Source organism: Sinorhizobium americanum, assembly GCF_001651855.1.
Lineage (GTDB): Bacteria > Pseudomonadota > Alphaproteobacteria > Rhizobiales > Rhizobiaceae > Sinorhizobium > Sinorhizobium americanum.
In genome coordinates this window covers 15077-38738 of sequence record NZ_LNQC01000047.1, presented here as the reverse complement: position 1 = coordinate 38738, position 23662 = coordinate 15077, and the positions used below count along the sequence as shown (strand labels likewise).

Sequence of the window (23662 nt, the reverse complement as noted above, 5' to 3'; positions counted from 1 at the left end):
TCGCCGCAGCCTGTAGAAGGAGCCGCCCCCTCGATATGTCGCAGCAACTGTCCGTTTTCCCGGCATTTTTCCGCGTCGCGCAGAAGCGCGTGGCGGTATTCGGCAATGGGGACGAGGCCTTTGCCAAGGTGCGGCTGCTTTTGAACACCCAGGCGCGTATTCTCGCCTACGCGGATCATCCGGAGCCCGCCTTCGCGGCTTTCCTGAAGGACCAGGGAATCGAGACGATTCGCGAAGCCTTTGCCGACGATCAGGTCGAAGGCGCCGCATTGGTCTTTGCCGCGACCGGCGATGCGGCCGCCGATCGGGTGATCGTCGCCGCGGCCCGCGAGCGCAAGATTCCCGCCAACGCCGTCGACCAGCCGGACTATTGCGATTTCCTGACGCCGGCGCTGGTCAACCGAGCCCCCGTCGCCGTCGCCATCGGCACGGAAGGGGCGGGGCCTGTTCTGGCGCAGATGATCCGTGCGCAGATCGACCAGTTGCTCTCGCCTTCGCTCGGAATCGTTGCGATCCTGGCTGCGAGCTACCGCGAGGCTGTCGAGCGTCTCATCCCACGCGGCGTGGCGCGCCGCGTCTTCTGGCGGCGCTTCTTCTCGGGTCGGGTGGCGGATCATGTCGCGCTCGGCGATCTTGCTTCCGCCCGCCGCGAGGCCTCCCTGTTGCTCGACGCGGCCGAGCGCGTTTCCGGCCATGTTTGGCTGGTCGGGGCCGGTCCGGGAGCCGAGGACCTGCTGACGCTGAGGGCACAGCGGGTGATGATGGAAGCGGACGCCATCGTCTATGATGCGCTGGTGCCGCAGGCGATCGTCGACATGGGCCGCCGCGATGCCGAGCGGCTTTCGGTCGGCAAGCGCAAGGGCTGCCACACCAAATCGCAGGACGAGATCAACCATCTACTCGTGAAGCTCGCCAAGGAAGGCAAGCGCGTCGTGCGGCTGAAATCCGGCGATCCGCTGATCTTCGGCCGAGCCGGCGAAGAGATGGCCGCAATGCGCGAGGCCGGCGTCAGCTACGAGATCGTCCCCGGCATCACCTCCGCCTTTGCCGCTGCGGCGGATTTCGAGCTGCCGCTGACGCTTCGCGGCGTCGCGTCGTCGCTGGTCTTCACGACCGGCCATGATCTGGCCGGTGACGTTCTTCCCGACTGGGCGCGGCTTGCCGTTTCCGGTGCGACGATTGCGGTCTATATGGGCCGCTCGGTCGCCGCTTCCGTGGCAGGCCGGTTGATGCAGGCGGGGCTGCCGGCGGAAACGACGGTCGCCGTCATCGAGAATGCCAGCCGCCCCGAGCGGCGCCTGCTGCACGGCATCCTCCGGGAGCTGCCGGATCTCGAGAACCGCACGGAACTCGACGGCCCGGTCATGGTGATCATCGGCGACGCGGTCGCCGGTGCGAATTTCGACCGGTCGGAGCCGCTTGCAGCCGGCCGGCGCAAGGGCGCCGGGCCGAGCGCTTCCGGCGCTGAACGCGCCGAACAGATTTTGAATTGAGGACGACGTGATGGTGAGCAAGGTTTTGACGGCAAATCGCTTGGCTGACGGTATCTCCGTTTGGCTCGACGCCTCCGGCAACTGGGGGGAGTCGCTGCAGGATGCCTTCGTCGCCCGCCACGCGGAGGCTGTCGCGGCTCTCGAGGCGACCGGCAAGACAGCCTTCGCCGACAACAAGGTCGTCGACGTCAATGTCGTTGACGTGGAAGAGGTTGACGGCATACTCCGGCCGCTTCGGATGCGCGAGCGGATCAGGGCGGAGGGACCGTCAATTCCCTATGCCGCCGGTTACCACGGGCTTTCCGGCCCCAAGAATTTTGCTGCCTGAGGACCTGAGCTTCCATGTACCGTTACGACGAATTCGACCACGCCTTCGTTTCCGCACGCGTCGAGCAGTTCCGCGATCAGGTCCAGCGGCGGCTGTCCGGTGAATTGGCCGAGGACGCCTTCAAGCCGCTGCGCCTGATGAACGGCGTCTATCTGCAGCTTCATGCCTATATGCTTCGCGTCGCCATTCCCTATGGGACGCTGTCGAGCCGCCAGATGCGCATGCTCGCCCATATCGCCCGCAAATACGACCGCGGCTACGGGCATTTCACCACGCGCCAGAACATCCAGTACAACTGGCCGCGCCTTTCCGACACACCGGACATCCTCAAGGACCTGGCAAGCGTCGAGATGCATGCGCTGCAGACCTCCGGAAACTGCATTCGCAACGTCACGGCGGACCATTTCGCCGGTGCGGCGGCCGACGAGGTTGCCGATCCGCGCCCTTATGCAGAAATCCTTCGGCAATGGTCGAGCGTCCATCCGGAATTCTCGTTCCTGCCGCGCAAGTTTAAGATCGCCGTTACCGGCGCCGAGCGCGATCGCGCCGCGATCCAGGTCCATGACATTGGCCTGCACCTGAAGAAGGACGAGAACGGCAAGCTCGGCTTTGCCGTCTATGTCGGCGGCGGGCAGGGCCGTACGCCGATGATCGCCAAGAAGATCCGCGACTTCCTGCCGGAAGAGGATCTGCTTTCCTATACGACGGCGATCATGCGCGTTTACAACCTCCATGGCCGCCGCGACAATAAGTACAAGGCGCGCATCAAGATCCTCGTGCACGAGACCGGCGCCGAGGAACTGGCGCGTCAGGTCGAGGTCGAATTCGCGAGCCTCAAGGACACGGAACTGAAGCTTCCCGACGCCGATATCCAGGCGATCGCCTCCTATTTTGCCCCGCCAGCGCTGCCAAACCGGGCGGAGGGCTGGGAAAACCTCGCTCGCTGGAAGAAGGCCGATGAGGCTTTCGCTCAGTGGGTTCATCAGAATGTCCAGCCGCACAAGCATCCGGATTACGGCATGGTGACGATCTCGCTGAAGCCGATCGGCGGCATTCCGGGCGATGCGACCGACAGCCAGATGGAAGTCGTGGCCGATATCGCCGCGGAATACGCTTTCGACGAGATTCGCGTCAGCCACGAGCAGAACCTGATCCTGCCGCATGTGGCGCTCGCCGACCTGGAGCCGGTCTATCGCGCGCTGGTCGCCGCCGGTCTCGCCACCGCCAATGCGGGGCTGATCACCGATATCATTGCCTGTCCCGGCCTCGACTACTGCGCGCTTGCCAATGCGCGCTCGATTCCGGTGGCTCAGGAGATCTCCAGCCGCTTCGGTTCGGCCGAGCGGCAGGCGGAAATCGGCGAATTGAAAATCAAGATTTCCGGCTGCATCAATGCCTGCGGCCACCATCATGTCGGCCATATCGGCCTGCTCGGCGTGGAGAAGAAGGGCGCGGAACTCTATCAGATCACGCTCGGCGGCTCCGGCGACGAGAACACCTCGATCGGTGAAATCATCGGTCGCGGATTCGAGCCGGAGAAGGTGACGGATGCGGTGGAGACGATCGTCGACACCTATCTGGGCCTTCGCCGCGACAAGTCGGAAACCTTCCTCGAAGCCTATCGCCGCGTCGGGCCGCAGCCTTTCAAGGATGCCCTTTACGGCGGCGGCGCCCAGGAAGCCGCGTGAACGAAGCCGCACAAGGATTTGAGAAGATGACGAAAATCTGGAATGAGAGCGGCTTCGTGAACGATGATCCTTGGATCGTCGAAACCGAAGAGACGAAGGCCGGCTCGAACGAGAAGGCAGTCCTCGGCCTCGACGCCTTCTTGGAACAGGCGGCAGCCGGCGCGTCAGGCCTAGGCGTCCTGATCGCTCCTGCGGACGACGTGACGCGCCTGGCACCGCATCTCGGCCAAATCGCCCTTGTGGCGCTGGCCTTCCCGGCGTTCAATGACGGACGCGCGTTCAGCCACGCTTCGCTGCTGCGCAGCCGGTTGGGTTTCGAAGGCGAAGTCCGCGCCGTCGGCGACGTGCTGATCGACCAGATCCCGCTTATGCTGCGTTGTGGCATCGACAGTCTCGCGGTGACCAATGCGACGGCGATCAAGAGGCTTTCGGAAGGGCGCCTGCCGGGCATCGCCAATCACTACCAGCCGACGGCAAAACCATCGGCAGACGCCAAATCCTACAGCTGGCGCCGTGTTTCTTGAAAAAACGCGGCCCGCGACAGTGTGAAGCAAGCCGAAATCCCAGAAAGAGCCTATATTTGGAAGGGAATTCCTTTCAATTTGCCAAGGCTTGGAATATCCGCTCGTAGTTGATAAAAGCCTCACCATTACAGGACCGAAGCCACGATGAATGCGCCGGCAAAAAAGGAAGATTTCGCTGTACAGGTACCGGCGGGTGTATTCGCCGAGACGGTCACCAGCGTCGAGCACTACACGGACCGGCTCTTCCGCTTCCGGATGACGCGTCCGCAGGAGTTTCGCTTCCGCTCTGGCGAGTTCGCGATGATCGGCCTGATGGTCGGCGACAAACCCGTCTATCGCGCCTATTCGATCGCAAGCCCCGCCTGGGACGAGGAACTGGAGTTCTTCTCGATCAAGGTGCCGGATGGTCCGCTGACCTCGCATCTGCAGACGATCAAGCCGGGCGACCAGGTGCTGATGCGCAAGAAGCCGACGGGCACGCTGGTGCTCGACGCGCTCGTGCCCGGCCGCAGGCTCTACATGTTCTCGACCGGTACGGGCATTGCACCCTTCGCGAGCCTGATCCGCGACCCGGAAACCTACGAGAAGTTCGAGGAAGTCATCCTCACCCATACCTGCCGCGACGTGGCCGAACTGAAATACGGCTTCGATCTCGCCGAGGAAATCCGCAAGCACGAATTCCTGAACGAGATCGTCGGCGACAAGCTGCGCCACTATGCGACCGTGACGCGCGAGGATTATCCCTTCAAGGGCCGGATTACCGACCTGATGACGAACGGCAAGTTCTTCGCCGACCTCGGCCTGCCGCCGCTCGACCCGGCAATCGACCGCGGCATGATCTGCGGCTCGACCGCGATGCTCAAGGACACCAAGGAAATCCTCGAGGCGGCCGGCCTGACGGAAGGCGCCAACAACAAGCCTGCCGAATTCGTCATCGAGCGCGCCTTCGTCGGCTGACACGCCGAGCAATAGACCTGATCTGAAGAGGAGGTGCATCCGGCGGTGCGCCTCCTCTTTTGATTTAGGTTGGGCGAGCGCGGAGGCTGCCTAGCCGTCAGCCAGATAGTCCATCAGCTGTGACATGCAAGCGGAAGCACCGGCAGGATCCGCCGTTTCGATCGCGTGCATGACCTCTACGTGGCGCTCCACCGAGCCTTTCATCTTTTCCGGCGATGCGGATGCGAACCAGATGCGGCGCGCATGGGTCTGGAGCGGCGCCAGGGCCGCCGTCAGGAAGCGGTTCGGGCAGGCCTCTTCCATCACCTCGTCGAACATCTTGTCTGCCACCAGAAAGCCTTCGAGGTCGCCGCGAGCGGCGCAGTCCAGCATCTGCTGCCTGCAGTCGCTCATCTCCCGGCGCGCATCGGCGGTTGCATGTGCGGCAACAAGCGCTGCCGCTACCGGTTCGAGCTGTTGACGCGTCTGCATCACGTGGATCCGATCGTCCGGTCGGATGCGGCTGATCTCAAGGCCGACCCGCGGGCGAACCTCGATCAGGCCCTGCCAGGCGAGTTTCTGAATCGCCTCCCGGACCGGTGTGCGGCCGTGATTGGCGAGTTCCAAGAGCTGCCGTTCGGTGACGAGCGTTCCCGGCTTTAGCTTCAAGGTGACGATGAGGCGCTCGAGCGCCAGATAGGCGAGATGGGCCTGCGATTGCGATGGCATGTATGACCTTGCGCTTGTGATATATCAGAGATTGACACAGTTCAGAAATCATGGCAAGTATGCTGATATATCAGAGCGAAGGAGGCTTCTCATGTGGCGCGGCGTATTTCCGGCAGTAACGACGAAATTCACAATTGATGGCGATCTCGACAAGGCCGAGATGGAGCGCTGCTTCGCGTTGCAGTTCGAGGCCGGCGTCGATGGCATGATCGTCTGCGGCTCGCTCGGCGAGAACATGACGCTGGAGGCGGAGGAAAAGATCGAGATCCTCAAGATCGCCAAGTCGGTCGCCGGCGGCAAGCCGGTGCTGATGACGATCTGCGAAAGCGCCACGCGCCGCGGTGAAGCGGCGGCGAGGGCAGCCACCAAGGCCGGCGCCGACGGCTTCATGGTTCTGCCGGGCGTGCCTTATAAATCCGCGCCGGCGGAAACGCTCGCCCATATCCAGGCCGTCGCCACCGCGGGCGGGCTGCCGATCATGGTCTACAACAACCCGGTCGCCTACGGCGTCGACGTGACGCTTTCGATGTTCGACGAGTTGGCGAAGAACGAGTTGGTCGTCGCAATGAAGGAATCGACCGACGACATCCGCCGCGTGACTGACGTTCTGACCCGCTTCGGCGAGCGTTTCGACTGCTTCACCGGGGTCGACAATCTGGCGCTCGAAAGCCTGCTGATGGGCGCCCATGGCTGGGTCGCCGGCCTTGTCGTCGCCTTTCCGAAGGAAACGGTGGCGATCTGGAAACTCGTCCAGGCCGGGCATCTCGAAGAGGCGAGGGCGATCTATCGCTGGTTCCGCCCGCTGCTCGATCTCGACGTCTCCACCAATCTCGTCCAGAACATCAAGCTGGCGGAAGTCTTCGCGATCGATTCCAATGATCGCGTCCGCGCCCCGCGACTGCCGCTCGCCGGTGCCGAGCGTCAGCGGGTTCAGGGGATTATCGAAGCTGCGCTGGCGAAGCGTCCGACGCTGCCGGTTCTTTGATGACCGGCCGGTCGTCGACCGGCCCATTCTCTTCACTGAGCTTCCTGGCCGGGGGCATAAATGAAGACGGCCCGTCAGTAATGACGGGCCGTTTTCGTGCGAACTGGTACCGCGATATCAGTGCAGGATCTGGCTCAGGAACAGCTTGGTGCGCTCATGCTGCGGGTTGTCGAAGAATTCGGCCGGTGAATTCTGCTCGACGATCTGGCCCTGGTCCATGAAGATGACGCGGTTAGCGACCTGGCGGGCAAAGCCCATTTCGTGGGTGACGCAGAGCATGGTCATGCCTTCTTCGGCGAGACTGACCATGGTGTCGAGCACCTCCTTGACCATTTCCGGGTCGAGTGCCGAGGTCGGCTCGTCAAAAAGCAGGATCTTCGGCCGCATGCACAGCGACCGGGCGATCGCGACGCGCTGCTGCTGGCCGCCCGAGAGCTGGCCCGGATATTTCAGCGCCTGCTCGGGAATCTTGACGCGCTTGAGGAAATGCATGGCGATCTCCTCGGCCTCCTTCTTCGGCATCTTGCGAACCCAGATCGGCGCGAGCGTGCAGTTCTCCAGAATCGTCAGATGCGGGAAGAGGTTGAAGTGCTGGAACACCATGCCGACCTCACGGCGCACCTCGTCGATCTTCTTCAGGTCGTTGGTGAGCTCGATGCCGTCGACGACGATCTTGCCCTTCTGGTGTTCCTCGAGCCGATTGATGCAGCGGATCATCGTCGATTTGCCGGAGCCCGACGGGCCGGCAATGACGATGCGCTCGCCGCGCATGACCCGAAGGTTGATGTCGCGCAGCACGTGGAAGTCGCCGTACCACTTGTTCATGTTGGTGATTTCGATTGCGACATCGGTCGTCGATACGGTCATTTTCGGTGCGGTGGCAGTGTTTGCCATATGTTTATTCCCCTTTTTATCGTTGGCTCTTGTCGAGCAGGCGTTCCATGAAGCCTGAATAACGCGACATGCCGAAGCAGAAAAGCCAGAATACGAAGCCCGCGAAGATCAGGCCGGTCAGCGGCGTCACTGCGCTCGCCCAGTTCGTATCGGTGAAGTTCAGGCGGACGATGCCGAGCAGGTCGAACATGCCGATGATCGAAACGAGCGACGTGTCCTTGAACAGGCCGATGAAGGTGTTGACGATCCCGGGGATCACCAGCTTCAGCGCCTGCGGCAGGACGATGAGATTCATCTTCTGCCAATAGCTGAGACCGAGCGAATCGGCGCCCTCATACTGGCCCTTCGGAATGGCCTGCAGACCGCCGCGCACCACTTCCGCCATATAGGCGGAAGCGAAGAGCGACACGCCGATGAGCGCCCGCAGGAACTTGTCGAAGGTGACGCCCTGCGGCAGGAACAGCGGCAGCATCACGCTTGCCATGAACAGCACCGTGATCAGCGGAACGCCGCGCACTATCTCGATGAAGACGGTGCAGAGCATCTTGATCACCGGCATGTCGGAACGCCGGCCAAGCGCAAGCAAGATACCGAGCGGCAAGGAAACCGCGATACCGACGAAGGACAGGGCGAGCGTGACCATGAGACCGCCCCAGAGCGCGGTCTCGACATAGGTGAGGCCGAACCAGCCGCCGGGAAGCAGGATGATGGCGATGATCGGCAATGCGACAAACAGCAGGATTGCGTTGAATCCCTTGTTTGGAATCTTCGGGATCAGCATCGGCACCAGGAACAGGACGAACAGGATGCCGACGAGCGCCGGGCGCCACCGTTCTTCGAGCGGATAGCGCCCGAAGACGAACTGGTCGAATTTCGCATTGACGAAGGCCCAGCAGGCGCCGCTCCAGCCTTCCGGCTGCGAACCGCCCTGTGAGAGCGTGGCGCAGACGCCGCGCCCGCCACCCGTCCAGGCGGCATCAATGAACAGCCACTGAATGGCGGGCGGCACCAGCCACGCCAGGACGAGCAGGCTGATGATCGTCAGGGCGGTGTCCTTCGGTGTTGCGAAGAGATTCTTCCGCAGCCAGAAGACAGCGCCGCTTTCCAGGACCGGGGCGGGCGAGGCTTCGATCATCGAAGCACGAACGAAAGATGCTTGTTGCGTGCTCATGATCTTACCTCTCCACCAGCGCCATGCGGGCGTTGTACCAGTTCATGAACAGCGAGGTCGCGAGGCTCAGGCTGAGATAGACGATCAGCCAGATGCTCACCACTTCGATCGACTGACCGGTCTGGTTGAGGATCGTGCCGCCGACGGCGACGAGGTCCGCATAGCCGACGGCGACCGCAAGCGACGAGTTCTTGGTGAGATTGAGATACTGGCTGGTCAGCGGCGGAATGATGATTCGCATCGCCTGCGGGACGATCACCAGCCGCGTGGTCAGCCGAGGACGGATGCCAAGGGCATGGGCCGCTTCTGATTGTCCTTTTGAAACGCCGCGGATACCGGCCCGGACGATCTCGGCAATGAAGGCTGCCGTGTAGAAAGACAGGGCGAGAAAGAGCGACATGAACTCAGGTCCGACGACCGAGCCGCCGGTCAGGTTGAACTTGCCGGCGACGGGCACGTCGAAGGTGAGCGGTGCGCCGGTGGCGAGGAAGGTGACGAGCGGCAAGCCGATGATCAGCCCGAGCGCGGTCCAAAGGACAGGAAAGCGTTGGCCGGTCGCCATCTGTTTCTGGCGCGCATAGCGGGCGACCAAGAAGCTCGCAGCGACGGCGATGAGGAAGGCGAGGAGCGTGTATAGCGAGCCCTCTCCCGGAATGGGCCTGGGGAAGGCGAGTCCGCGGTTGCTCACATACATATCGAAGGGCAAGGCAAGCGCGTCGCGCGCCTGCGGCAAGATCGACAGAACGCCGCTGTACCAGAAGAAGATGACGAGCAGCGGCGGGATGTTGCGAAACACCTCGACATAGGCGAGTGACAGCTTGGCGATGATCCAGTTGTGCGAGAGCCGTCCGATACCGACAATGAAACCGATCACGGTTGCCGTGATGATGCCCGTGATCGCCACAAGCAGCGTGTTGACGAAGCCGACCACCAAGGCGCGGCCGTAGGTGGAATCGCTGCTGAACGAAATCAGCGATTGCCCGACGTCGAAGCCTGCGCGGCTGCTCAGGAAGCCGTAGCCGGACGCGATGTTCGCGCGCCGCAGATTCTCGATTGTGTTGTCGACGATCCAATAGATCAGGACCGCAAGAATAATGACGGTGATTGCCTGGTAGAAGATCCCGCGCACCTGAGGATCGTTGATGATCGATCCGGAGGATTTGCTTCGTTCAGGCGCATTCGTGACGCCAATGGCCATACAATGCCTCTTTCCCCAATCCGCCCTTGTTGGGCGTTCTTATCGTTGCGACGGAGGAGCGGCGTGCCGCTCCTCCGCTATTTCAAGCCGATCAGCGAACCGGCGGGGCGTACTGGATGCCGCCCTTGCTCCACAGTGCGTTCAATCCGCGTTCGATCTTCAGCGGGCTGCCGGCGCCGATATTACGGTCGAAGACTTCGCCGTAGTTGCCGACGGCCTTGATGACGTTGACCGCCCACTCGTTGGTGAGGCCGAGGTCGGTGCCGATCTTGGTGTCGGCCTCGACGCCGAGGAAGCGCTGAATGTCCGGGTTGGGCGACTTCTTCATCTCTTCGACATTTGCCTGGGTAATGCCGAAATCTTCCGCGTTAATCAGCGCGTAATGAACCCAGCTGACGATATCGAACCACTGGTCGTCACCCTGTCGCACGGCCGGGCCGAGCGGCTCCTTCGAGATGATTTCCGGCAGGATCATGTGTTCGTCCGGCTTGGAGAGGGTGAGGCGCAGCGAGTACAGCCCGGACTGGTCGGTGGTGTATACGTCGCAGCGGCCGGCGTCGTAGGCGGCGTTCACTTCCTCGAGCTTCTCGAAGACCACCGGATTGTACTGCAGGTTGTTGGTCTTGAAGTAGTCGGCCAGGTTCAACTCGGTCGTGGTGCCGGTCTGGACGCAGACGGCAGCGCCGGAGAGTTCGAGCGCCGACTTCACGTTGAGGCCCTTCCGAACCATGAAGCCCTGGCCGTCATAGTAGTTGACCGCGCGGAAGTTGAAGCCGAGCGCCGTGTCGCGGTTGATGGTCCAGGTCGTGTTGCGGGCGAGAACGTCGACTTCGCCGGACTGCAGCGCCGGGAAACGCTCCTTTGCGGAGGTCGGCGTGTACTTGACCTTGGTGGCATCGCCGAAGACTGCAGCAGCGATCGCCTTGCAGTAGTCGACGTCGAAACCGCTCCAGTTGCCGGAAGCGTCAGGGGCTGCGAAACCGGCGAGACCAGTGTTCACGCCGCACTGGACAAAGCCCTTGGCCTTCACGTCGTCAAGGGTCGCGGCCGATGCCGCATGTGCGCCAATCCCCATGACAGCAGCGCCAACAAGAGCTGTCAGAATTCTTCTTGCCATTTTTTTGAACCTTTTCGGTTGTTCCTAAGTTCCCGTCTGCACTGGTGCGCTCTGTCGGCGCGTGCAGCCTCAGCCACCCTCCTGGCATGAGTGCAATCTATCTCATGCTCAAAATCCATGAGGGTCAAGAGATGTTGCCGATTTTCTGATTTTCCATGTGAAAAACTGTAAATTCGTCAGAATTTTAAGCAGATTTTGCGGGAATTCGTCCACTTCTGGATAAAAAACCGTCAGATGCGGTGCATCCGGCGTCAACGCCTCGGTGTTGAATTTTCCCTTGACCCCCACCCGTGCGGCGTTCGATGAGTCTCCATCCAGTTTTCAACGGCGGATTTGTTAAGATGGCAGACAAGATGAGCGCGCGTGAAGAGGTCGGCATCAACACCCGCCTCGCGCACATAGGCAACAATCCCTCCGACTTCCATGGATTCGTCAATCCGCCGGTGGTCCACGCGTCCACCGTGCTTTTCCCGAACGCGAAGACCATGGAAACGCGGGCGCAGAAATATACCTACGGCACGCGGGGCACGCCGACGACCGATGCGCTCTGCGATGCGATCAACGAACTCGAAGGTGCGGCCGGAACGATTCTCGTCCCCTCAGGGCTGGCCGCGGTCACCGTACCCTTCCTCGCCTACCTTTCGTCGGGCGACCACGCGCTGATCGTCGATTCGGTCTATTTCCCGACCCGGCACTTCTGCGACACGATGCTGACCCGGCTCGGCGTCACGGTCGAATATTACGATCCGATGATCGGTGCTGCCATTGAGAGCCTGATCCGGCCGAACACGCGGCTGGTGCATACGGAGGCGCCGGGCTCGAACACATTCGAGATGCAGGATATTCGGGCGATTGCCGACGCCGCCCACCGCCACGGCTGCGTCGTCACCATGGACAACACCTGGGCGACGCCGATTTATTTCCGCCCCCTCGACCATGGCGTCGACGTTTCCATCCATGCGGCCACGAAATATCCGTCCGGGCACTCGGACGTGCTCCTCGGAACCGTTTCCGCGAACGCTGCACATTGGCCGGCCCTGACCGAGGCGATGGTGACGCTCGGCGTCTGCGTGTCGCCGGACGACAGCTACCAGATCCTGCGCGGCCTTCGTACCATGGGCATTCGTCTCGAACGCCATCAGGAAAGTGCGATGGCGATTGCCACCTGGCTCGAAGGGCGGGATGAGGTGGCGCGCGTGCTGCACCCCGCGCTGCCGAGCTTCCCCGGGCACGAGCTCTGGAAGCGCGATTTCGGCGGGGCGAGCGGCATTTTCTCGTTTGTCCTGAAGGCCGAAACCGAAACCAGCAAGGCGAAGGCGCATGCCTTCCTCGATGCGCTGTCGTTCTTCGGTCTCGGCTATTCCTGGGGTGGTTTCGAGAGCCTCGCGCTGCATGCGAATCTTTCCGATCGCAAGATCGCCAAGGCACCATCCGGAGGGCCGGTCATCCGACTGCAGATCGGCCTCGAAGACGTCGCCGACTTGCGCCGCGACATCGAGGCCGGTCTCGCGGCGGCCAATGCCGTCTGAGTGAATCGGGCCGCCCGATTGGCCGGGGCAGGCGGAAAGGATTTGCTGCTGCCGGTCAGGCCTTCTCGCGTTCCGAGGCGCCGTATCCATAGAGCCAGTCGAGATCGGCTGCGAGCCCTTCCGGACCCTTCCGCGCGAGGACCAGGTTGCGCGCGATCCGGACCGGCCCACGGGCGTGATAGGCAAAGCGGTTGAAAGCGGCACGCTTGCGGACCCGGGCGATCCGTGCCCGACGCGTCTGCTCGTAGCGCGCGAAAGCGGCCGGAGCGTCTGGACACTCGGCAAGACAAAGCGCCAATTCACTGGCATCTTCTATCGCCATCGCTGCACCCTGGGCCGCAAAGGGCGTCATCGCATGGGCGGCGTCGCCGATAAGAACGATGTCTTGCTTGTTGTGCCAGGCGCCTTCCTCGACGGTGCACAAGGGCCAGTAGGTGGCCGAGCCGGCATTTTCGATCATCGATTGCAGATCGGGGTGCCACGCTTCGAAAGCGGCGGCAAACTCCCGTTGCCGCTCCTTTGAGTCTTGTCCTACCCAGCATGCCTCGACCGGCTTGCCGCCGATGATCGCGACGAGATTGAAGCTGTCAATTTCGCGGAGCGGGTAGGCGACTAGGTGAGCCTCCGGCCCGAGGAACGCCGTGACGCGATCCGCCGAAAGGCAACCCTTCGCTTCTGTGTTCGGCAGCAACAGCCGCCAGGCGACATTGCCGGAGAACCGGACGGCGCCTACGCCGGGAATAGCGCCTCTCGCCTCCGACCAGATGCCGTCCGCGCCGATGATGACAGATGGGCGGAGTCCCGTCGCCGCGGCAACCGCAGCCAACGGATCGCCCTCGATGCGCTTTGCAAAATGCAGGCGGCAGCCCGGCTCCGACTGCACCGCGTCCAGGAGGATTTTCTGCAGGCTGGCGCGGTGCAGGATCCCGTAGGGCGCGGACCAACGGCTGCGCGCCGCGGCACCCGCCGGTACTTCCGCGAGTGGGCGCAGCGAGTGTCCGTCGACGAGCCCTATCGATTTCGGTTCGCTCCACACCGCCTCAAGGGCAGGGAGCAGACCGAGTTCCACCAGGATGCGCGAGGCGTTTGGCGACAATTGCAGCCCGGCGCCCACCTCGTTCAACGCGTCCGCCTGCTCGAAGATATCCGAAGCAAAGCCCTGCCGCGCAAGGCACAGCGCCATTGTCAATCCGGCGATGCCAGCGCCAATGATCGCGACGGAATCAGTCTTTTGCATCGACGTCGCGCCGGCGGATGCGGCAGGTCAGGCGGCCTTGGTCTCGAAGAGACAGCCCGGCGGAATCGTCTCGGTCGCCTTCAGGCTCTGATTGTAGCGATAGAGCGTCGAGCAATAGGAGCAGACCTTCTCGTTGTCGTCGCCCATGTCGATGAAGATGTGGGGGTGGTCGAACGGAACGGATGCGCCGGTGCACATGAATTCCTTGACGCCGATCTCGATGACCCGGTGCCCGCCGTCATTCTGGAAATGGGGGATGCTGTGGCCGGCCATGTCGTACTCCGCTGAATGCAAGTCTGGTGTCGATTTTGCCGGCACAATAGTGAGCTTTGGCGCAAATGTGTAGCAGCAATCACGACGCGCCTGTGGTTTTTGACCGGTGGGGGTTTTCGACCATTCGGTTACCGCCTAGTTTGCGGCGAAAACAGCTGATGTCTGGGAAAACCATGGATTTGAACCCTCCGCCTTTCTCGCGCTTCGCCCACGATGGGCTGGAAATTGCCTATTTCGACGAGGGCGACCCATCGGGGGATCCGGTGCTGCTCATTCACGGGTTCGCCTCGAGCGCCAACGTCAACTGGGTCTACCCCGGCTGGCTGAAGACGCTCGGCGACGCCGGTTACCGGGTGGTCGCACTCGACAACCGCGGTCACGGTGCGAGCAGCAAGCCCTATGATGCCTCGGTGTACCACCCGCACCAGATGGCTGGCGACGCGGCCGCGCTTCTCGGCCATCTCGGTATCGCCGAGGCGCATGTCATGGGCTATTCGATGGGCGCGCGCATCTCTGCATTCCTCGCATTGCATCACCCGCATCGCGTCCGCTCGCTCGTGTTCGGCGGCTTGGGAATAGGCATGGTGACCGGCGTGGGAGACTGGGACCCGATCGCCGACGCGCTGCTTGCGCCATCGCTCGAAGATGTCACACATGCGCGCGGCCGCATGTTCCGCGCCTTTGCCGACCAGACGAAGAGCGACCGCCAGGCACTCGCCGCCTGCATATCGACTTCGCGCGATCTGCTTTCCGCCGAGGATGTCGGGCGCATCGATGTGCCCGTTCTGATCGGGGTCGGCACGAAGGACGACGTGGCGGGCTCCGCCCAGGAGCTTGCCGCTCTGATGCCGCATGCGAGCGCCTTGGACATTCCGGGCCGCGACCATATGCTGGCCGTCGGCGACCGCGTCTTCAAGAAGGCGGTCCTGGAGTTTCTCGCTGAGGTCGGCCGCGCATAGTCACGATGACGGGCGATTGAAACGGTGCGAGCCCATTTATGTCGGTCGGGAATTGCCCTATATATGTCGCAGCGCAGGCCAGCAGATAGACCCAGGAAGGAGCGACCATGGTCGCCAAGAGCGAACTTCGCCATACGGAACCGCTGAAGGCAGTCGACCCAATCTGGGATAGTCTGCGCGAAGAAGCGCGCCTCGCCGCCGAGCGGGATCCGATGCTTGCGGCCTTTCTCTATTCGACTGTGGTCAACCAGCATTCGCTGGAAGAGAGCGTGATCTACCGGATCTGCGAGCGGCTCGATCACCCCGACCTGCAGGCAAATCTTCTCCACCAGACGTTTCTGGAGATGCTCGAGGACTGGCCTGAATGGAGTGCGATCCTACGGGTCGATATCCAGGCGGTCTACGACCGCGATCCGGCCTGCACGCGGTTCCTCGAGCCCGTGCTCTATTTCAAGGGCTTCCATGCTATCCAGACGCACCGGCTCGCCCATTGGCTGTGGAACCAGGGGCGGAAGGATTTTGCTCTCTACCTTCAGAGCCGCTCCTCGAGTGTGTTCCAGACCGATATCAATCCGGCCGCGCGCGTTGGGCGCGGCATCTTCCTCGACCACGCGACGGGGCTTGTCGTCGGCGAAACGGCAGTGATCGGCGACAATGTGTCGATCCTGCACGGGGTCACCCTTGGCGGCACCGGCAAGGAGGGCAGCGACCGTCACCCGAAGATCGGCGACGGCGTGCTGATCGGCGCCGGGGCGAAGATCCTCGGCAATATCCATATCGGCCATTGCTCGCGGGTGGCGGCCGGATCGGTCGTACTGAAGGCAGTTCCACCGAAGACGACGGTCGCTGGCGTTCCAGCCAAGGTCGTCGGCGAGGCCGGATGCTCCGAGCCCTCGCGGCAGATGGACCAGATCTTGGCGAGCTTCGATATCTGACGCGCAGAAAAGGTCGCCTGATCGCTGCTGAGCGGAAAAATCCGGGCGATATTCTAATGCGTTAAGGCTGTCGTTGGTCATCTTGTTGAGCCGCTCGGCGTCGTGGTGGGTTTACACCTGGCAACGCCGCATGCGAGAAGCGCGGCAAATCAATCGGCTACGGAGAATAGATTTGAAGCCCGAAGAAATCCGCAAGCTTGAGGCCTATTTCAAGCGCACCTTGAATCCGGCTATGGTCGTCAAGGCCCGTCCCAGGAAGGACGAATCCGCCGAGGTCTATCTTGGCGACGAATTCCTCGGCGTCATATTCCGTGACGAGGAAGACGGCGAGCTCTCCTACAGTTTCTCGATGGCGATCCTCGAAGTCGATCTCTAAGCTGGATGGTCACATGGCCGGCCGACGGCCGCGTGCTTCACAAATGTGCCGGCCCTGAGCAATCGGGGCCGGTTTTTTCTTGTTAAGTCATATTTTTGGAGAATGTATCCGCAGGTCGCCGGATCTTCATCAAGTCGTTGCAAGGATTGTGTTTTACTGCATTGCACACTGAACTTGACTTTTTGTGCAGTGCACCTAGACTGACGCTTGCCCACCGCCCACAAGGAGAAACTTGATGTTCAACTTCGACGATGCAAACAAGAAGAGCAAGGAAGCACTCGACGTGGCTGTAAAGAGCTACTCTACGCTGACCAAGGGCTTCCAGGCCATTGCAACCGAAGCAGCAGACTACTCGAAGAAGTCCTTCGAAGATGGCATTGCCCATATCGAAAAGCTCTCCGGCGCCAAGAGCCTCGAAGCTGCCTTCGAACTCCAGACGAACTATCTGAAGTCGAGCTATGAATCATTCGTCGCCGAAGCATCGAAGATCGGTGAGATGTATGCCGATCTCGCCAAGGACGCGTACAAGCCCTATGAGGCACCGGTCGCCAAGGCAACGGCATCCGTGAAGTCCGCAGCTGCTGCCGCCTGACGATTAAGAATATCGCCATTGCTAAAAAGGCCGGTCGCGGTTGCCGCGGCCGGCCTTGTCGTTCTTGGGTGTCGCGTTTCCGAGGCGTTTCGCGCAGCCTGCCGGAGTTGCAGCCTCGAGAGTAGCGGCCAAAGAAATTTGATCAATCTTGTGCTTGGCCGTGCGAATATGATTGCAGTGCGTTGGTTCGGTCTTAAAATCCAAGAACGAACCATTAGATAAGGGCAAGCAGGCCGCAGCCACGTTCGTGGATTGCGGCTGCCAAGGGAATGAAACAGAATGATCGCCATGCCGGTCCGGATGCAGCAGGGAAGCGATGGAGACGGAGGCGGCCCCACTCGTGGCACGTCCGTCATCACACGCACCAAGCCGAAGACCAAGAAGCCGAGTTTGTACCGCGTTCTGCTTTTGAATGACGATTACACGCCGATGGAATTCGTCGTCCATATTCTGGAGCGTTTTTTTCAGAAGGACAGGGAACAAGCGACGATCATCATGCTTCATGTCCACAACCACGGCGTTGGAGAATGCGGCGTCTTTACCTACGAAGTCGCCGAAACCAAAGTGACGCAGGTGATGGATTTCGCCAGGCAGCATCAGCATCCCTTGCAATGCGTCATGGAAAAGAAATGAGGACCTAACGTGCCAACTTTTTCGCCCAGCCTCGAAAAGGCGCTGCATCAGGCACTGACTTTTGCCAACGAGCGCCATCATGAATATGCGACGCTCGAGCACCTGCTGCTGGCATTGATCGATGATGCCGATGCGGCGGCCGTGATGGGCGCGTGCAATGTAAATCTAGAAACACTTCGCAAGACCGTGACGGACTATGTCGACAACGAATTGTCCAATCTGATCACCGGCTATGACGAGGATTCCAAGCCCACCGCCGGTTTCCAGCGCGTGATCCAGCGGGCCGTCATCCATGTGCAATCCTCCGGCCGCGAAGAGGTGACGGGAGCCAATGTGCTCGTAGCAATCTTCGCCGAGCGCGAGAGCCATGCAGCCTATTTCCTGCAGGAGCAGGAGATGACCCGCTACGATGCGGTGAACTTCATCTCGCATGGCATCGGCAAGCGACCGGGCAGCTCGGAATCGCGGCCGGTGCGCGGCGCGGAGGACCAGGACTCGGAGCAGAAGCCATCGCGCGAGAGCGAGGAGACGGGGCCGAAAAAGCAGCAGGATGCGCTGACGGCCTATTGCGTCAACTTGAACGAAAAGGCCAAGTCCGGAAAGATCGATCCGCTGATCGGCCGGCACGCCGAGGTGAACCGGACCATCCAGGTGCTTTGCCGCCGGTCCAAGAACAATCCGCTCTATGTCGGCGATCCCGGCGTCGGCAAAACGGCGATCGCCGAGGGGCTGGCCAAGCGCATCGTCGAGAAGCAGGTGCCGGAGGCGCTTCAGGACGCCACGATCTTTGCCCTCGACATGGGAACGCTGCTCGCCGGCACGCGCTATCGCGGCGATTTCGAAGAGCGCCTGAAGCAGGTCGTCAAGGAGCTCGAGGAATATCACGGCGCGGTCCTCTTCATCGACGAGATCCATACCGTGATCGGCGCGGGTGCGACATCAGGCGGTGCGATGGACGCATCCAATCTTCTGAAACCGGCGCTTTCTTCCGGCTCGATCCGCTGCATCGGCTCGACGACCTACAAGGAGTATCGCCAGTTCTTCGAGAAGGACCGGGCGCTTGTCCGCCGTTTTCAGAAGATCGACGTCAACGAGCCCACGGTCGCCGACGCGATCGAGATCATGCGGGGGCTGAAGCCCTATTTCGAGGAGTATCACCACCTCAAATATTCGAACGAGGCGATCAGGGCGGCGGTCGAGCTTTCGGCCCGCTACATCAATGACCGCAAGCTGCCCGACAAGGCCATCGATGTCATCGATGAATCGGGTGCGGCCCAAATGCTGCTGCCGGTCAGCAAACGCCGCAAGCTGATCACCGAAAGGGAAATCGAGGCGACAGTGGCCACTATGGCGCGCATCCCGCCGAAGTCGGTTTCGAAGGACGACGAAGCCGTTCTCGCTAATCTTGAGAAGGAACTTCGTTCCGTCGTCTACGGCCAGGATTTGGCGATCGAGGCGCTCGCCTCGTCGATCAAGCTCGCCCGTGCCGGCCTGCGCGAACCGAACAAGCCGATCGGCTGCTATGTGTTCTCCGGCCCGACCGGCGTCGGCAAGACGGAAGTGGCGAAACAGCTGGCGACGTCGCTCGGCGTCGAGCTGCTGCGTTTCGACATGTCGGAATATATGGAGCGGCACACGGTTTCCCGTCTGCTCGGCGCACCTCCCGGCTATGTCGGCTTCGACCAGGGCGGCCTGTTGACCGACGGCGTCGACCAGCATCCGCACTGCGTGCTGCTGCTCGACGAAATCGAGAAGGCCCATCCGGACCTGTTCAACATCCTGCTGCAGGTGATGGATCACGGCTCATTGACGGACCATAACGGCAAGAAGATCGACTTCCGCAACGTTATCCTGATCATGACGACCAATGCGGGTGCCTCCGATATGGCGCGGCCGGCAATCGGCTTCGGCTCGTCGAAGCGCGAGGGCGAGGACATCGAGGCGCTGAACCGCCTGTTCACGCCGGAGTTCCGCAACCGCCTGGATGCGGTCATTCCGTTCAACTCGCTGCCGACGCCTGTCATTCACCAGGTCGTGCAGAAGTTCGTCATGCAACTCGAGACGCAGCTGGCCGAGCGCAACGTCACCTTCGACCTCGCGCCGGAGGCGATAGCCTGGCTCGCGGACAAGGGGTACGACGAAAAGATGGGCGCGCGGCCGCTGGCGCGCGTCATCCAGGAAAACATCAAGAAGCCGCTTGCCGACGAGATTCTCTTCGGCAAGCTCAAGAAGGGCGGCGTCGTCAAGGTGACGATCGGCACGAAGGAAGACGGCACCAAGGGGCTGATCCTCGATGCTGTGCCGGAGACGGCACCGATCAAGCCGAAGGCGGAAGTGTCGCGGCCTGGCGGCAAGAAGCCAAAGAAGTCGGAAGAGAAGGAAACCGTCGCCGCCGAGGCAGCTCCGAAGTCGAAGCCGAAGAGGGCCGCCAAAGCCGCTTCCGATGCGGCTCCGCTGAAGGGGAGAACGGTTCCCAAGGTCCCGCGCAAGAAATAGCGCCATCGCGATTTTTCGCCTGACGGTGCCGGGTCGTTCACCCGGCACCGTCTTGTTGAGAGGCGCTCTTATTCCGCGTGATTTTCAATGGATGATCTCGAAGACGAACGGTCGACGCTGGCCTGGTTTCTGACCGGGGCGCGCGGGATTTTCAGCCTTCCGGCCGTCATCCTGATGCTCTCCTTCATCGGTTTCTGCTCCTTGACCGCTCAGGCAGGCATCCCGCCGGAGCAGGTCGTCTTCATGACCGGCATCGTCTGGGCGCTGCCGGCGAAGGTCATTCTCGTCAGTTCGATCATGAGTGGCGCGAGCCTCGCGACGGCGTTCCTGGCGGTCACACTCTCATCGGTCCGCCTGATGCCGATGGTTGCGGCGCTAGTTCCCGAACTGCGTGGCTCCAGAACGCCCATCTGGCTGCTTCTCTTCCTCTCGCATTTTGTCGCCATCACCGCATGGGTTTTTGCGATGGAGCGCGTGCCAAAGGTTCCGCGCGAGCATCGCGTCGCCTTCTTTGCCGGCTTTGGGATGACGCTGGTCGCGGCAAACATGGTGCTGGTCGGCGTCGTCTACCACCTTGTCGCCGAGTTCCCGCCGCTCGTCGCAGGCTGCCTCTTCTTCCTGACGCCGGTCTATTTCCTTGCCTCGATCTGGCATTCGGCCCGCCACCCGGTCATCTACGTGGCGCTTGCGGTGGGTCTCGTTGCAGGTCCGCTGTTCTACTGGATCGCACCGGAGTTCGACATCCTCTTGGCGGGCGTCGGCGGCGGAACGCTTGCCTGGGGCGCAGAGCGTCTCTGGCGTTCCAGGCGGGAGGCGCGCCCGTGACCTGGACGGACGGATGGTGGGCCTATGCCTTCATAGCGATAGCCGGCTGGCTGGCGACCGATCTCTGGCGCTGGCTGGGCGTGCTTGCCGGCAAGCGGCTTCGCGATGAATCGGAGGCTTTGAACTGGGTGAGGGCGGTCGCGACCGCCCTGGTTGCCGCGGTGATCGCGAAGCTCATTCTCTACCCGACCGGCGTCCTGGCCCAATCGCCGCTGTGGCTGCGGCTCGGCGCCGTCGTGGTCGGCGCCGTTGCCTTCTTTCTCGCCCGGCAGAGGCCGGCAGTTGGCATCGCAGCCGCAATTTTCACGCTCGCCAGCGGCTTATGGTGGCTGGGATTCTGATGAGACAGGCGGTGCCTACAGCGCGCGGCGGATCTTCTCCGCATTCGCTGCCAGCACGCCGCCATCCTCCATCTTACCGGAATGTGGCTTCAGCGGAATGCCCTCGCGGCGCGGGATCACGTGGAAATGCAGGTGGAAGACAGACTGCCCGGCCGGCGCCTCGTTGAACTGCATGATCGTTACGCCGTCCGCGTCGAACGCCTCCTTGGCGGCGATCGCGACCTTCTGGACCGTGGCGATCAGTGCCGGCAGGGTAGCAGGGTCGGCGTCGAGGATGTTGCGCGACGACGCCTTCGGCAGGACGAGCACGTGCCCCTCCGCCTGCGGCATGACGTCCATGAACGCCACCGTCGCCTCGTCCTCGTAGACCCGGTGCGAGGGAATATCGCCGCGCAGTATCTTGGCGAAGATGTTGTCCTTATCATAGCCGCTCATGTCGTTTCCTCTTGCTGGTTCACAGCGGCAAGTCCCGCTGCCTGTCAATCCTGTTGGCGCACACCTCTGCGGAAGGGCCCGTGCTCCGTAAGGAACTCGCCGGTTTCCTCAACATCGAGGCGCTCCTGCTCCAGATAGTCGGCAACGGCCCTTGCCAGCCCCGGATGCGCAATGAAGTGCGCCGAATGGGTCGTCACCGGCATGTAGCCGCGCGCCAGCTTGTGCTCGCCTTGCGCACCCGCTTCGACGCGCCGCAGCCCCATTTCAATCGCGAAGTCGATCGCCTGGTGGTAGCAGACCTCGAAATGCAGGAAGGGATGGTCTTCGATGCAGCCCCAATGCCGACCGTAGAGCGCATCGCCGCCGATGAAATTAATCGCCCCGGCGATATACCGGCCGCCGCGCTTGGCCATGACCAACAGAATGTCGTCCGCCATCCGCTCGCCGATCAGCGAGTAGAAGGCGCGCGTCAGGTATGGCCGGCCCCATTTGCGCCCGCCGGTATCCATGTAAAAGGCGAAGAACTGGTCCCAGATTGCTTCTGTGAGGTCGCTGCCGGTCAGCCAGTCGATGGTGATGCCGTTCTCGACAGCGACGCGACGCTCACGTTTCAGCGCCTTGCGCTTTCGCGACGCGAGCGTTGCAAGGAAGTCGTCGTGCGAGCCGTAGCCTTCATTGATGAAATGGAACTGCTGATCGGTCCGGTGCAGAAATCCCGAGCGCTCGAAGATCGGCATCTCGTCGGGCGGCACGAAGGTGACGTGGGCGGAGGAGACGCTGTGCCGGCGCGAAAGCTCCTTGAGACCGGCGGCAAGCCCTTCCCGCACCGGTTTTGGATCGCCGTCCGGCGCCCAGAGCAGGCGCGGCCCGGTGACTGGCGTGAACGGTATGGAACATTGCAGCTTCGGATAATAGCGGCCGCCAGCGTGCTCGAAGGCGTTCGCCCATCCATGATCGAAGACATATTCTCCCTGGCTGTGGTTCTTCATGTAGCAGACGAGCGCGCCGCGCAGCAAGCCGTCCGCATCCTCCAGCAGCAGGTGCTGACCGAGCCAGCCCGTCTCCGCCGTCGCCGAACCGGACTCTTCGAGCGCCGACAGATAGGCATGCGACAGGAAGGGATTATAGGGCGTGCCGGGAAAGGTCTTTGAGGCGCCGGCAAGCCTGTCCCAGCTCGCCGGCGGTATTGACGAGAACGAATGCTCTATGCGGATGTTGATCGTGTCTGACATGCGCCTAGGAAATCATGGTCTCCCTTGGATCGAAACCCTCGAACGTCATCTGATCGGCATGGGCGAAGCTGTGCTCCTGTGCCCGGCCATCGCGCACCGTCCAGGTGATGACGGTACGGCCCATGGCGCGCTCCTTAGTTATGAAGGGATTCGGCAGGTCGCCGTAGAAATAGGAGATGAAGTCAAGCCCGAGCTGCATGGCTTCTTCGTGCACGAAGAATTTTTCGGGATTTATGCCATCAGCGGTAAGGCCGAGGGGGTAGGGGGCGTCGAGCGTCTTCAAGTCCTTGAGCAGCCAATGGTCGAAGCTCATCAGCGCCACCGACCCCTGGTAATCCTCGAGCGTGTCGAGCACGGCCGCCGCGAATCCTTCGTCGTCATCCTTGCGGCCCTTGAGCTCGATAACGAGGGGTACTCGCCCGTCGACTAGGCGAAGCATCTGCTTCAGAGTCGGAATCCTGTCCTTCGTGCCGCCGATCGACAGCAGGCCGAGTTCGCCGGCGGTCTTCGCCCGCACGTCTCCCCGGATGCCGCAGAGACGCTGCAGATCGTGGTCGTGGAAGACGACCGGAACGCTATCGGCGGTAAACTGCAGATCGCATTCGATCGCAAAGCCCGCCTCCGCAGCGCGGGAAAAGGCCGAAAGGGTGTTTTCCCAGACCTCTCGGTTCATGTCATGATAGCCGCGATGGGCGATCGGCTGGGCTTTGAGCCAGGAAATGTCCTTCATGAAGCG

Annotated in this window: 25 protein-coding genes; 15 read left to right on the top strand and 10 right to left on the bottom strand. The window is 61.9% G+C overall.

The window, feature by feature from the left end; translation table 11 throughout:
• Nucleotides 1-35: 35 nt before the first annotated feature.
• From cysG to ATC00_RS10140, 5 genes are all read left to right on the top strand, one after another.
• Nucleotides 36-1493: a siroheme synthase CysG gene (gene cysG / locus ATC00_RS10160; protein ID WP_037383233.1), complete on the top strand. Its 1458-nt coding sequence runs from the start codon at nt 36-38 to the stop codon at nt 1491-1493.
• A 10-nt stretch (nt 1494-1503) separates the two neighbouring features.
• A complete protein-coding gene (locus ATC00_RS10155; RefSeq protein ID WP_037383234.1) occupies nt 1504-1821 on the top strand; it encodes a DUF2849 domain-containing protein in 318 nt (105 codons plus the stop codon).
• A 14-nt stretch (nt 1822-1835) separates the two neighbouring features.
• The gene (locus ATC00_RS10150) at nt 1836-3509 is read left to right on the top strand and encodes a nitrite/sulfite reductase (protein ID WP_037383235.1); all 1674 of its coding nucleotides are present in this window, start codon (nt 1836-1838) and stop codon (nt 3507-3509) included.
• Between the two features lie 26 nt (nt 3510-3535).
• A complete protein-coding gene (locus ATC00_RS10145) occupies nt 3536-4033 on the top strand; it encodes a DUF934 domain-containing protein (RefSeq protein ID WP_037383354.1) in 498 nt (165 codons plus the stop codon).
• Between the two features lie 144 nt (nt 4034-4177).
• Complete coding sequence (locus ATC00_RS10140; RefSeq protein WP_037383237.1) at nt 4178-4990, top strand: ferredoxin--NADP reductase; 813 nt, start codon at nt 4178-4180, stop codon at nt 4988-4990.
• 90 nt (nt 4991-5080) lie between these two features.
• Here ATC00_RS10140 and ATC00_RS10135 read toward each other — a convergent pair whose 3' ends face one another.
• The gene (locus ATC00_RS10135; RefSeq protein WP_037383239.1) at nt 5081-5698 is read right to left on the bottom strand and encodes a GntR family transcriptional regulator; all 618 of its coding nucleotides are present in this window, start codon (nt 5696-5698) and stop codon (nt 5081-5083) included.
• Between the two features lie 91 nt (nt 5699-5789).
• Between ATC00_RS10135 and ATC00_RS10130 the strand changes: the two genes are divergently transcribed.
• Nucleotides 5790-6683, top strand: a complete 894-nt coding sequence (locus tag ATC00_RS10130) for a dihydrodipicolinate synthase family protein (protein ID WP_037383242.1) — start codon at nt 5790-5792, stop codon at nt 6681-6683.
• A gap of 117 nt (nt 6684-6800) precedes the next feature.
• Here ATC00_RS10130 and ATC00_RS10125 read toward each other — a convergent pair whose 3' ends face one another.
• The 4 genes from ATC00_RS10125 to ATC00_RS10110 form a co-directional block, all read right to left on the bottom strand.
• Nucleotides 6801-7577, bottom strand: a complete 777-nt coding sequence (locus tag ATC00_RS10125; RefSeq protein ID WP_018239597.1) for an amino acid ABC transporter ATP-binding protein — start codon at nt 7575-7577, stop codon at nt 6801-6803.
• A 16-nt stretch (nt 7578-7593) separates the two neighbouring features.
• Nucleotides 7594-8748, bottom strand: coding sequence for an amino acid ABC transporter permease (locus tag ATC00_RS10120; protein ID WP_037383245.1), 1155 nt, complete (start codon nt 8746-8748; stop codon nt 7594-7596).
• Nucleotides 8749-8752: 4 nt separating this feature from the next.
• The gene (locus ATC00_RS10115) at nt 8753-9946 is read right to left on the bottom strand and encodes an amino acid ABC transporter permease (protein WP_037383247.1); all 1194 of its coding nucleotides are present in this window, start codon (nt 9944-9946) and stop codon (nt 8753-8755) included.
• A gap of 91 nt (nt 9947-10037) precedes the next feature.
• Nucleotides 10038-11063 carry an amino acid ABC transporter substrate-binding protein gene (locus tag ATC00_RS10110; RefSeq protein WP_037383249.1) on the bottom strand — a complete coding sequence of 342 codons (1026 nt, stop codon included), beginning with the start codon at nt 11061-11063 and terminating at the stop codon, nt 10038-10040.
• A 341-nt stretch (nt 11064-11404) separates the two neighbouring features.
• On the opposite strand from ATC00_RS10110, the gene ATC00_RS10105 reads away from it, so the two are divergent.
• Nucleotides 11405-12592 carry a cystathionine beta-lyase gene (locus ATC00_RS10105; RefSeq protein ID WP_037383251.1) on the top strand — a complete coding sequence of 396 codons (1188 nt, stop codon included), beginning with the start codon at nt 11405-11407 and terminating at the stop codon, nt 12590-12592.
• A 55-nt stretch (nt 12593-12647) separates the two neighbouring features.
• Here ATC00_RS10105 and ATC00_RS10100 read toward each other — a convergent pair whose 3' ends face one another.
• Together ATC00_RS10100 and ATC00_RS10095 are read right to left on the bottom strand one after the other, a co-directional pair.
• Nucleotides 12648-13829 carry an FAD-dependent monooxygenase gene (locus tag ATC00_RS10100; protein ID WP_064252684.1) on the bottom strand — a complete coding sequence of 394 codons (1182 nt, stop codon included), beginning with the start codon at nt 13827-13829 and terminating at the stop codon, nt 12648-12650.
• A 27-nt stretch (nt 13830-13856) separates the two neighbouring features.
• Nucleotides 13857-14102, bottom strand: a complete 246-nt coding sequence (locus ATC00_RS10095) for a zinc-finger domain-containing protein (protein ID WP_037383257.1) — start codon at nt 14100-14102, stop codon at nt 13857-13859.
• Nucleotides 14103-14275: 173 nt separating this feature from the next.
• Between ATC00_RS10095 and ATC00_RS10090 the strand changes: the two genes are divergently transcribed.
• From ATC00_RS10090 to ATC00_RS10055, 8 genes are all read left to right on the top strand, one after another.
• The gene (locus ATC00_RS10090) at nt 14276-15061 is read left to right on the top strand and encodes an alpha/beta fold hydrolase (protein WP_037383259.1); all 786 of its coding nucleotides are present in this window, start codon (nt 14276-14278) and stop codon (nt 15059-15061) included.
• A gap of 107 nt (nt 15062-15168) precedes the next feature.
• Nucleotides 15169-15996 (top strand): serine O-acetyltransferase, encoded by an 828-nt coding sequence (gene cysE, locus ATC00_RS10085; RefSeq protein WP_037383261.1) that lies wholly within the window; start codon nt 15169-15171, stop codon nt 15994-15996.
• A 172-nt stretch (nt 15997-16168) separates the two neighbouring features.
• Nucleotides 16169-16372, top strand: coding sequence for a DUF3126 family protein (locus ATC00_RS10080; protein WP_037383263.1), 204 nt, complete (start codon nt 16169-16171; stop codon nt 16370-16372).
• 235 nt (nt 16373-16607) lie between these two features.
• The gene (locus ATC00_RS10075) at nt 16608-16964 is read left to right on the top strand and encodes a phasin family protein (protein WP_037383264.1); all 357 of its coding nucleotides are present in this window, start codon (nt 16608-16610) and stop codon (nt 16962-16964) included.
• Between the two features lie 279 nt (nt 16965-17243).
• The gene (clpS, locus tag ATC00_RS10070) at nt 17244-17597 is read left to right on the top strand and encodes an ATP-dependent Clp protease adapter ClpS (RefSeq protein ID WP_037383267.1); all 354 of its coding nucleotides are present in this window, start codon (nt 17244-17246) and stop codon (nt 17595-17597) included.
• A gap of 9 nt (nt 17598-17606) precedes the next feature.
• A complete protein-coding gene (gene clpA / locus ATC00_RS10065; RefSeq protein ID WP_037383269.1) occupies nt 17607-20093 on the top strand; it encodes an ATP-dependent Clp protease ATP-binding subunit ClpA in 2487 nt (828 codons plus the stop codon).
• Between the two features lie 87 nt (nt 20094-20180).
• On the top strand, nt 20181-20918 hold the full coding sequence (locus ATC00_RS10060; RefSeq protein WP_037383270.1) for an AzlC family ABC transporter permease: 738 nt from the start codon (nt 20181-20183) through the stop codon (nt 20916-20918).
• The gene (locus ATC00_RS10055; protein WP_037383272.1) at nt 20915-21259 is read left to right on the top strand and encodes an AzlD domain-containing protein; all 345 of its coding nucleotides are present in this window, start codon (nt 20915-20917) and stop codon (nt 21257-21259) included. The genes ATC00_RS10060 and ATC00_RS10055 overlap by 4 nt, the downstream gene beginning before the upstream one ends.
• A 15-nt stretch (nt 21260-21274) precedes the next feature.
• On the opposite strand, the gene ATC00_RS10050 is transcribed toward ATC00_RS10055, so the two are convergent.
• Genes ATC00_RS10050 through ATC00_RS10040 form a run of 3 tightly spaced genes read right to left on the bottom strand, consistent with a single transcriptional unit; the run spans nt 21275 to nt 23656 of the window.
• The gene (locus ATC00_RS10050) at nt 21275-21694 is read right to left on the bottom strand and encodes an HIT family protein (RefSeq protein WP_037383275.1); all 420 of its coding nucleotides are present in this window, start codon (nt 21692-21694) and stop codon (nt 21275-21277) included.
• A 44-nt stretch (nt 21695-21738) separates the two neighbouring features.
• The gene (locus ATC00_RS10045; RefSeq protein WP_037383276.1) at nt 21739-22926 is read right to left on the bottom strand and encodes a GNAT family N-acetyltransferase; all 1188 of its coding nucleotides are present in this window, start codon (nt 22924-22926) and stop codon (nt 21739-21741) included.
• A gap of 4 nt (nt 22927-22930) precedes the next feature.
• Nucleotides 22931-23656, bottom strand: coding sequence for a glycerophosphodiester phosphodiesterase (locus tag ATC00_RS10040; RefSeq protein WP_037383280.1), 726 nt, complete (start codon nt 23654-23656; stop codon nt 22931-22933).
• Nucleotides 23657-23662: the final 6 nt, after the last annotated feature.

Coding starts and splice junctions, on each gene's coding strand:
- cysG (WP_037383233.1), top strand. CDS start 36: ATGTCGCAGCAACTGTCCGTTTTCCCGGCATTTTTCCGCGTCGCGCAG.
- ATC00_RS10155 (WP_037383234.1), top strand. CDS start 1,504: ATGGTGAGCAAGGTTTTGACGGCAAATCGCTTGGCTGACGGTATCTCC.
- ATC00_RS10150 (WP_037383235.1), top strand. CDS start 1,836: ATGTACCGTTACGACGAATTCGACCACGCCTTCGTTTCCGCACGCGTC.
- ATC00_RS10145 (WP_037383354.1), top strand. CDS start 3,536: ATGACGAAAATCTGGAATGAGAGCGGCTTCGTGAACGATGATCCTTGG.
- ATC00_RS10140 (WP_037383237.1), top strand. CDS start 4,178: ATGAATGCGCCGGCAAAAAAGGAAGATTTCGCTGTACAGGTACCGGCG.
- ATC00_RS10135 (WP_037383239.1), bottom strand. CDS start 5,698: ATGCCATCGCAATCGCAGGCCCATCTCGCCTATCTGGCGCTCGAGCGC.
- ATC00_RS10130 (WP_037383242.1), top strand. CDS start 5,790: ATGTGGCGCGGCGTATTTCCGGCAGTAACGACGAAATTCACAATTGAT.
- ATC00_RS10125 (WP_018239597.1), bottom strand. CDS start 7,577: ATGGCAAACACTGCCACCGCACCGAAAATGACCGTATCGACGACCGAT.
- ATC00_RS10120 (WP_037383245.1), bottom strand. CDS start 8,748: ATGAGCACGCAACAAGCATCTTTCGTTCGTGCTTCGATGATCGAAGCC.
- ATC00_RS10115 (WP_037383247.1), bottom strand. CDS start 9,946: ATGGCCATTGGCGTCACGAATGCGCCTGAACGAAGCAAATCCTCCGGA.
- ATC00_RS10110 (WP_037383249.1), bottom strand. CDS start 11,063: ATGGCAAGAAGAATTCTGACAGCTCTTGTTGGCGCTGCTGTCATGGGG.
- ATC00_RS10105 (WP_037383251.1), top strand. CDS start 11,405: ATGGCAGACAAGATGAGCGCGCGTGAAGAGGTCGGCATCAACACCCGC.
- ATC00_RS10100 (WP_064252684.1), bottom strand. CDS start 13,829: ATGCAAAAGACTGATTCCGTCGCGATCATTGGCGCTGGCATCGCCGGA.
- ATC00_RS10095 (WP_037383257.1), bottom strand. CDS start 14,102: ATGGCCGGCCACAGCATCCCCCATTTCCAGAATGACGGCGGGCACCGG.
- ATC00_RS10090 (WP_037383259.1), top strand. CDS start 14,276: ATGGATTTGAACCCTCCGCCTTTCTCGCGCTTCGCCCACGATGGGCTG.
- cysE (WP_037383261.1), top strand. CDS start 15,169: ATGGTCGCCAAGAGCGAACTTCGCCATACGGAACCGCTGAAGGCAGTC.
- ATC00_RS10075 (WP_037383264.1), top strand. CDS start 16,608: ATGTTCAACTTCGACGATGCAAACAAGAAGAGCAAGGAAGCACTCGAC.
- clpS (WP_037383267.1), top strand. CDS start 17,244: ATGATCGCCATGCCGGTCCGGATGCAGCAGGGAAGCGATGGAGACGGA.
- ATC00_RS10060 (WP_037383270.1), top strand. CDS start 20,181: ATGGATGATCTCGAAGACGAACGGTCGACGCTGGCCTGGTTTCTGACC.
- ATC00_RS10050 (WP_037383275.1), bottom strand. CDS start 21,694: ATGAGCGGCTATGATAAGGACAACATCTTCGCCAAGATACTGCGCGGC.
- ATC00_RS10045 (WP_037383276.1), bottom strand. CDS start 22,926: ATGTCAGACACGATCAACATCCGCATAGAGCATTCGTTCTCGTCAATA.
- ATC00_RS10040 (WP_037383280.1), bottom strand. CDS start 23,656: ATGAAGGACATTTCCTGGCTCAAAGCCCAGCCGATCGCCCATCGCGGC.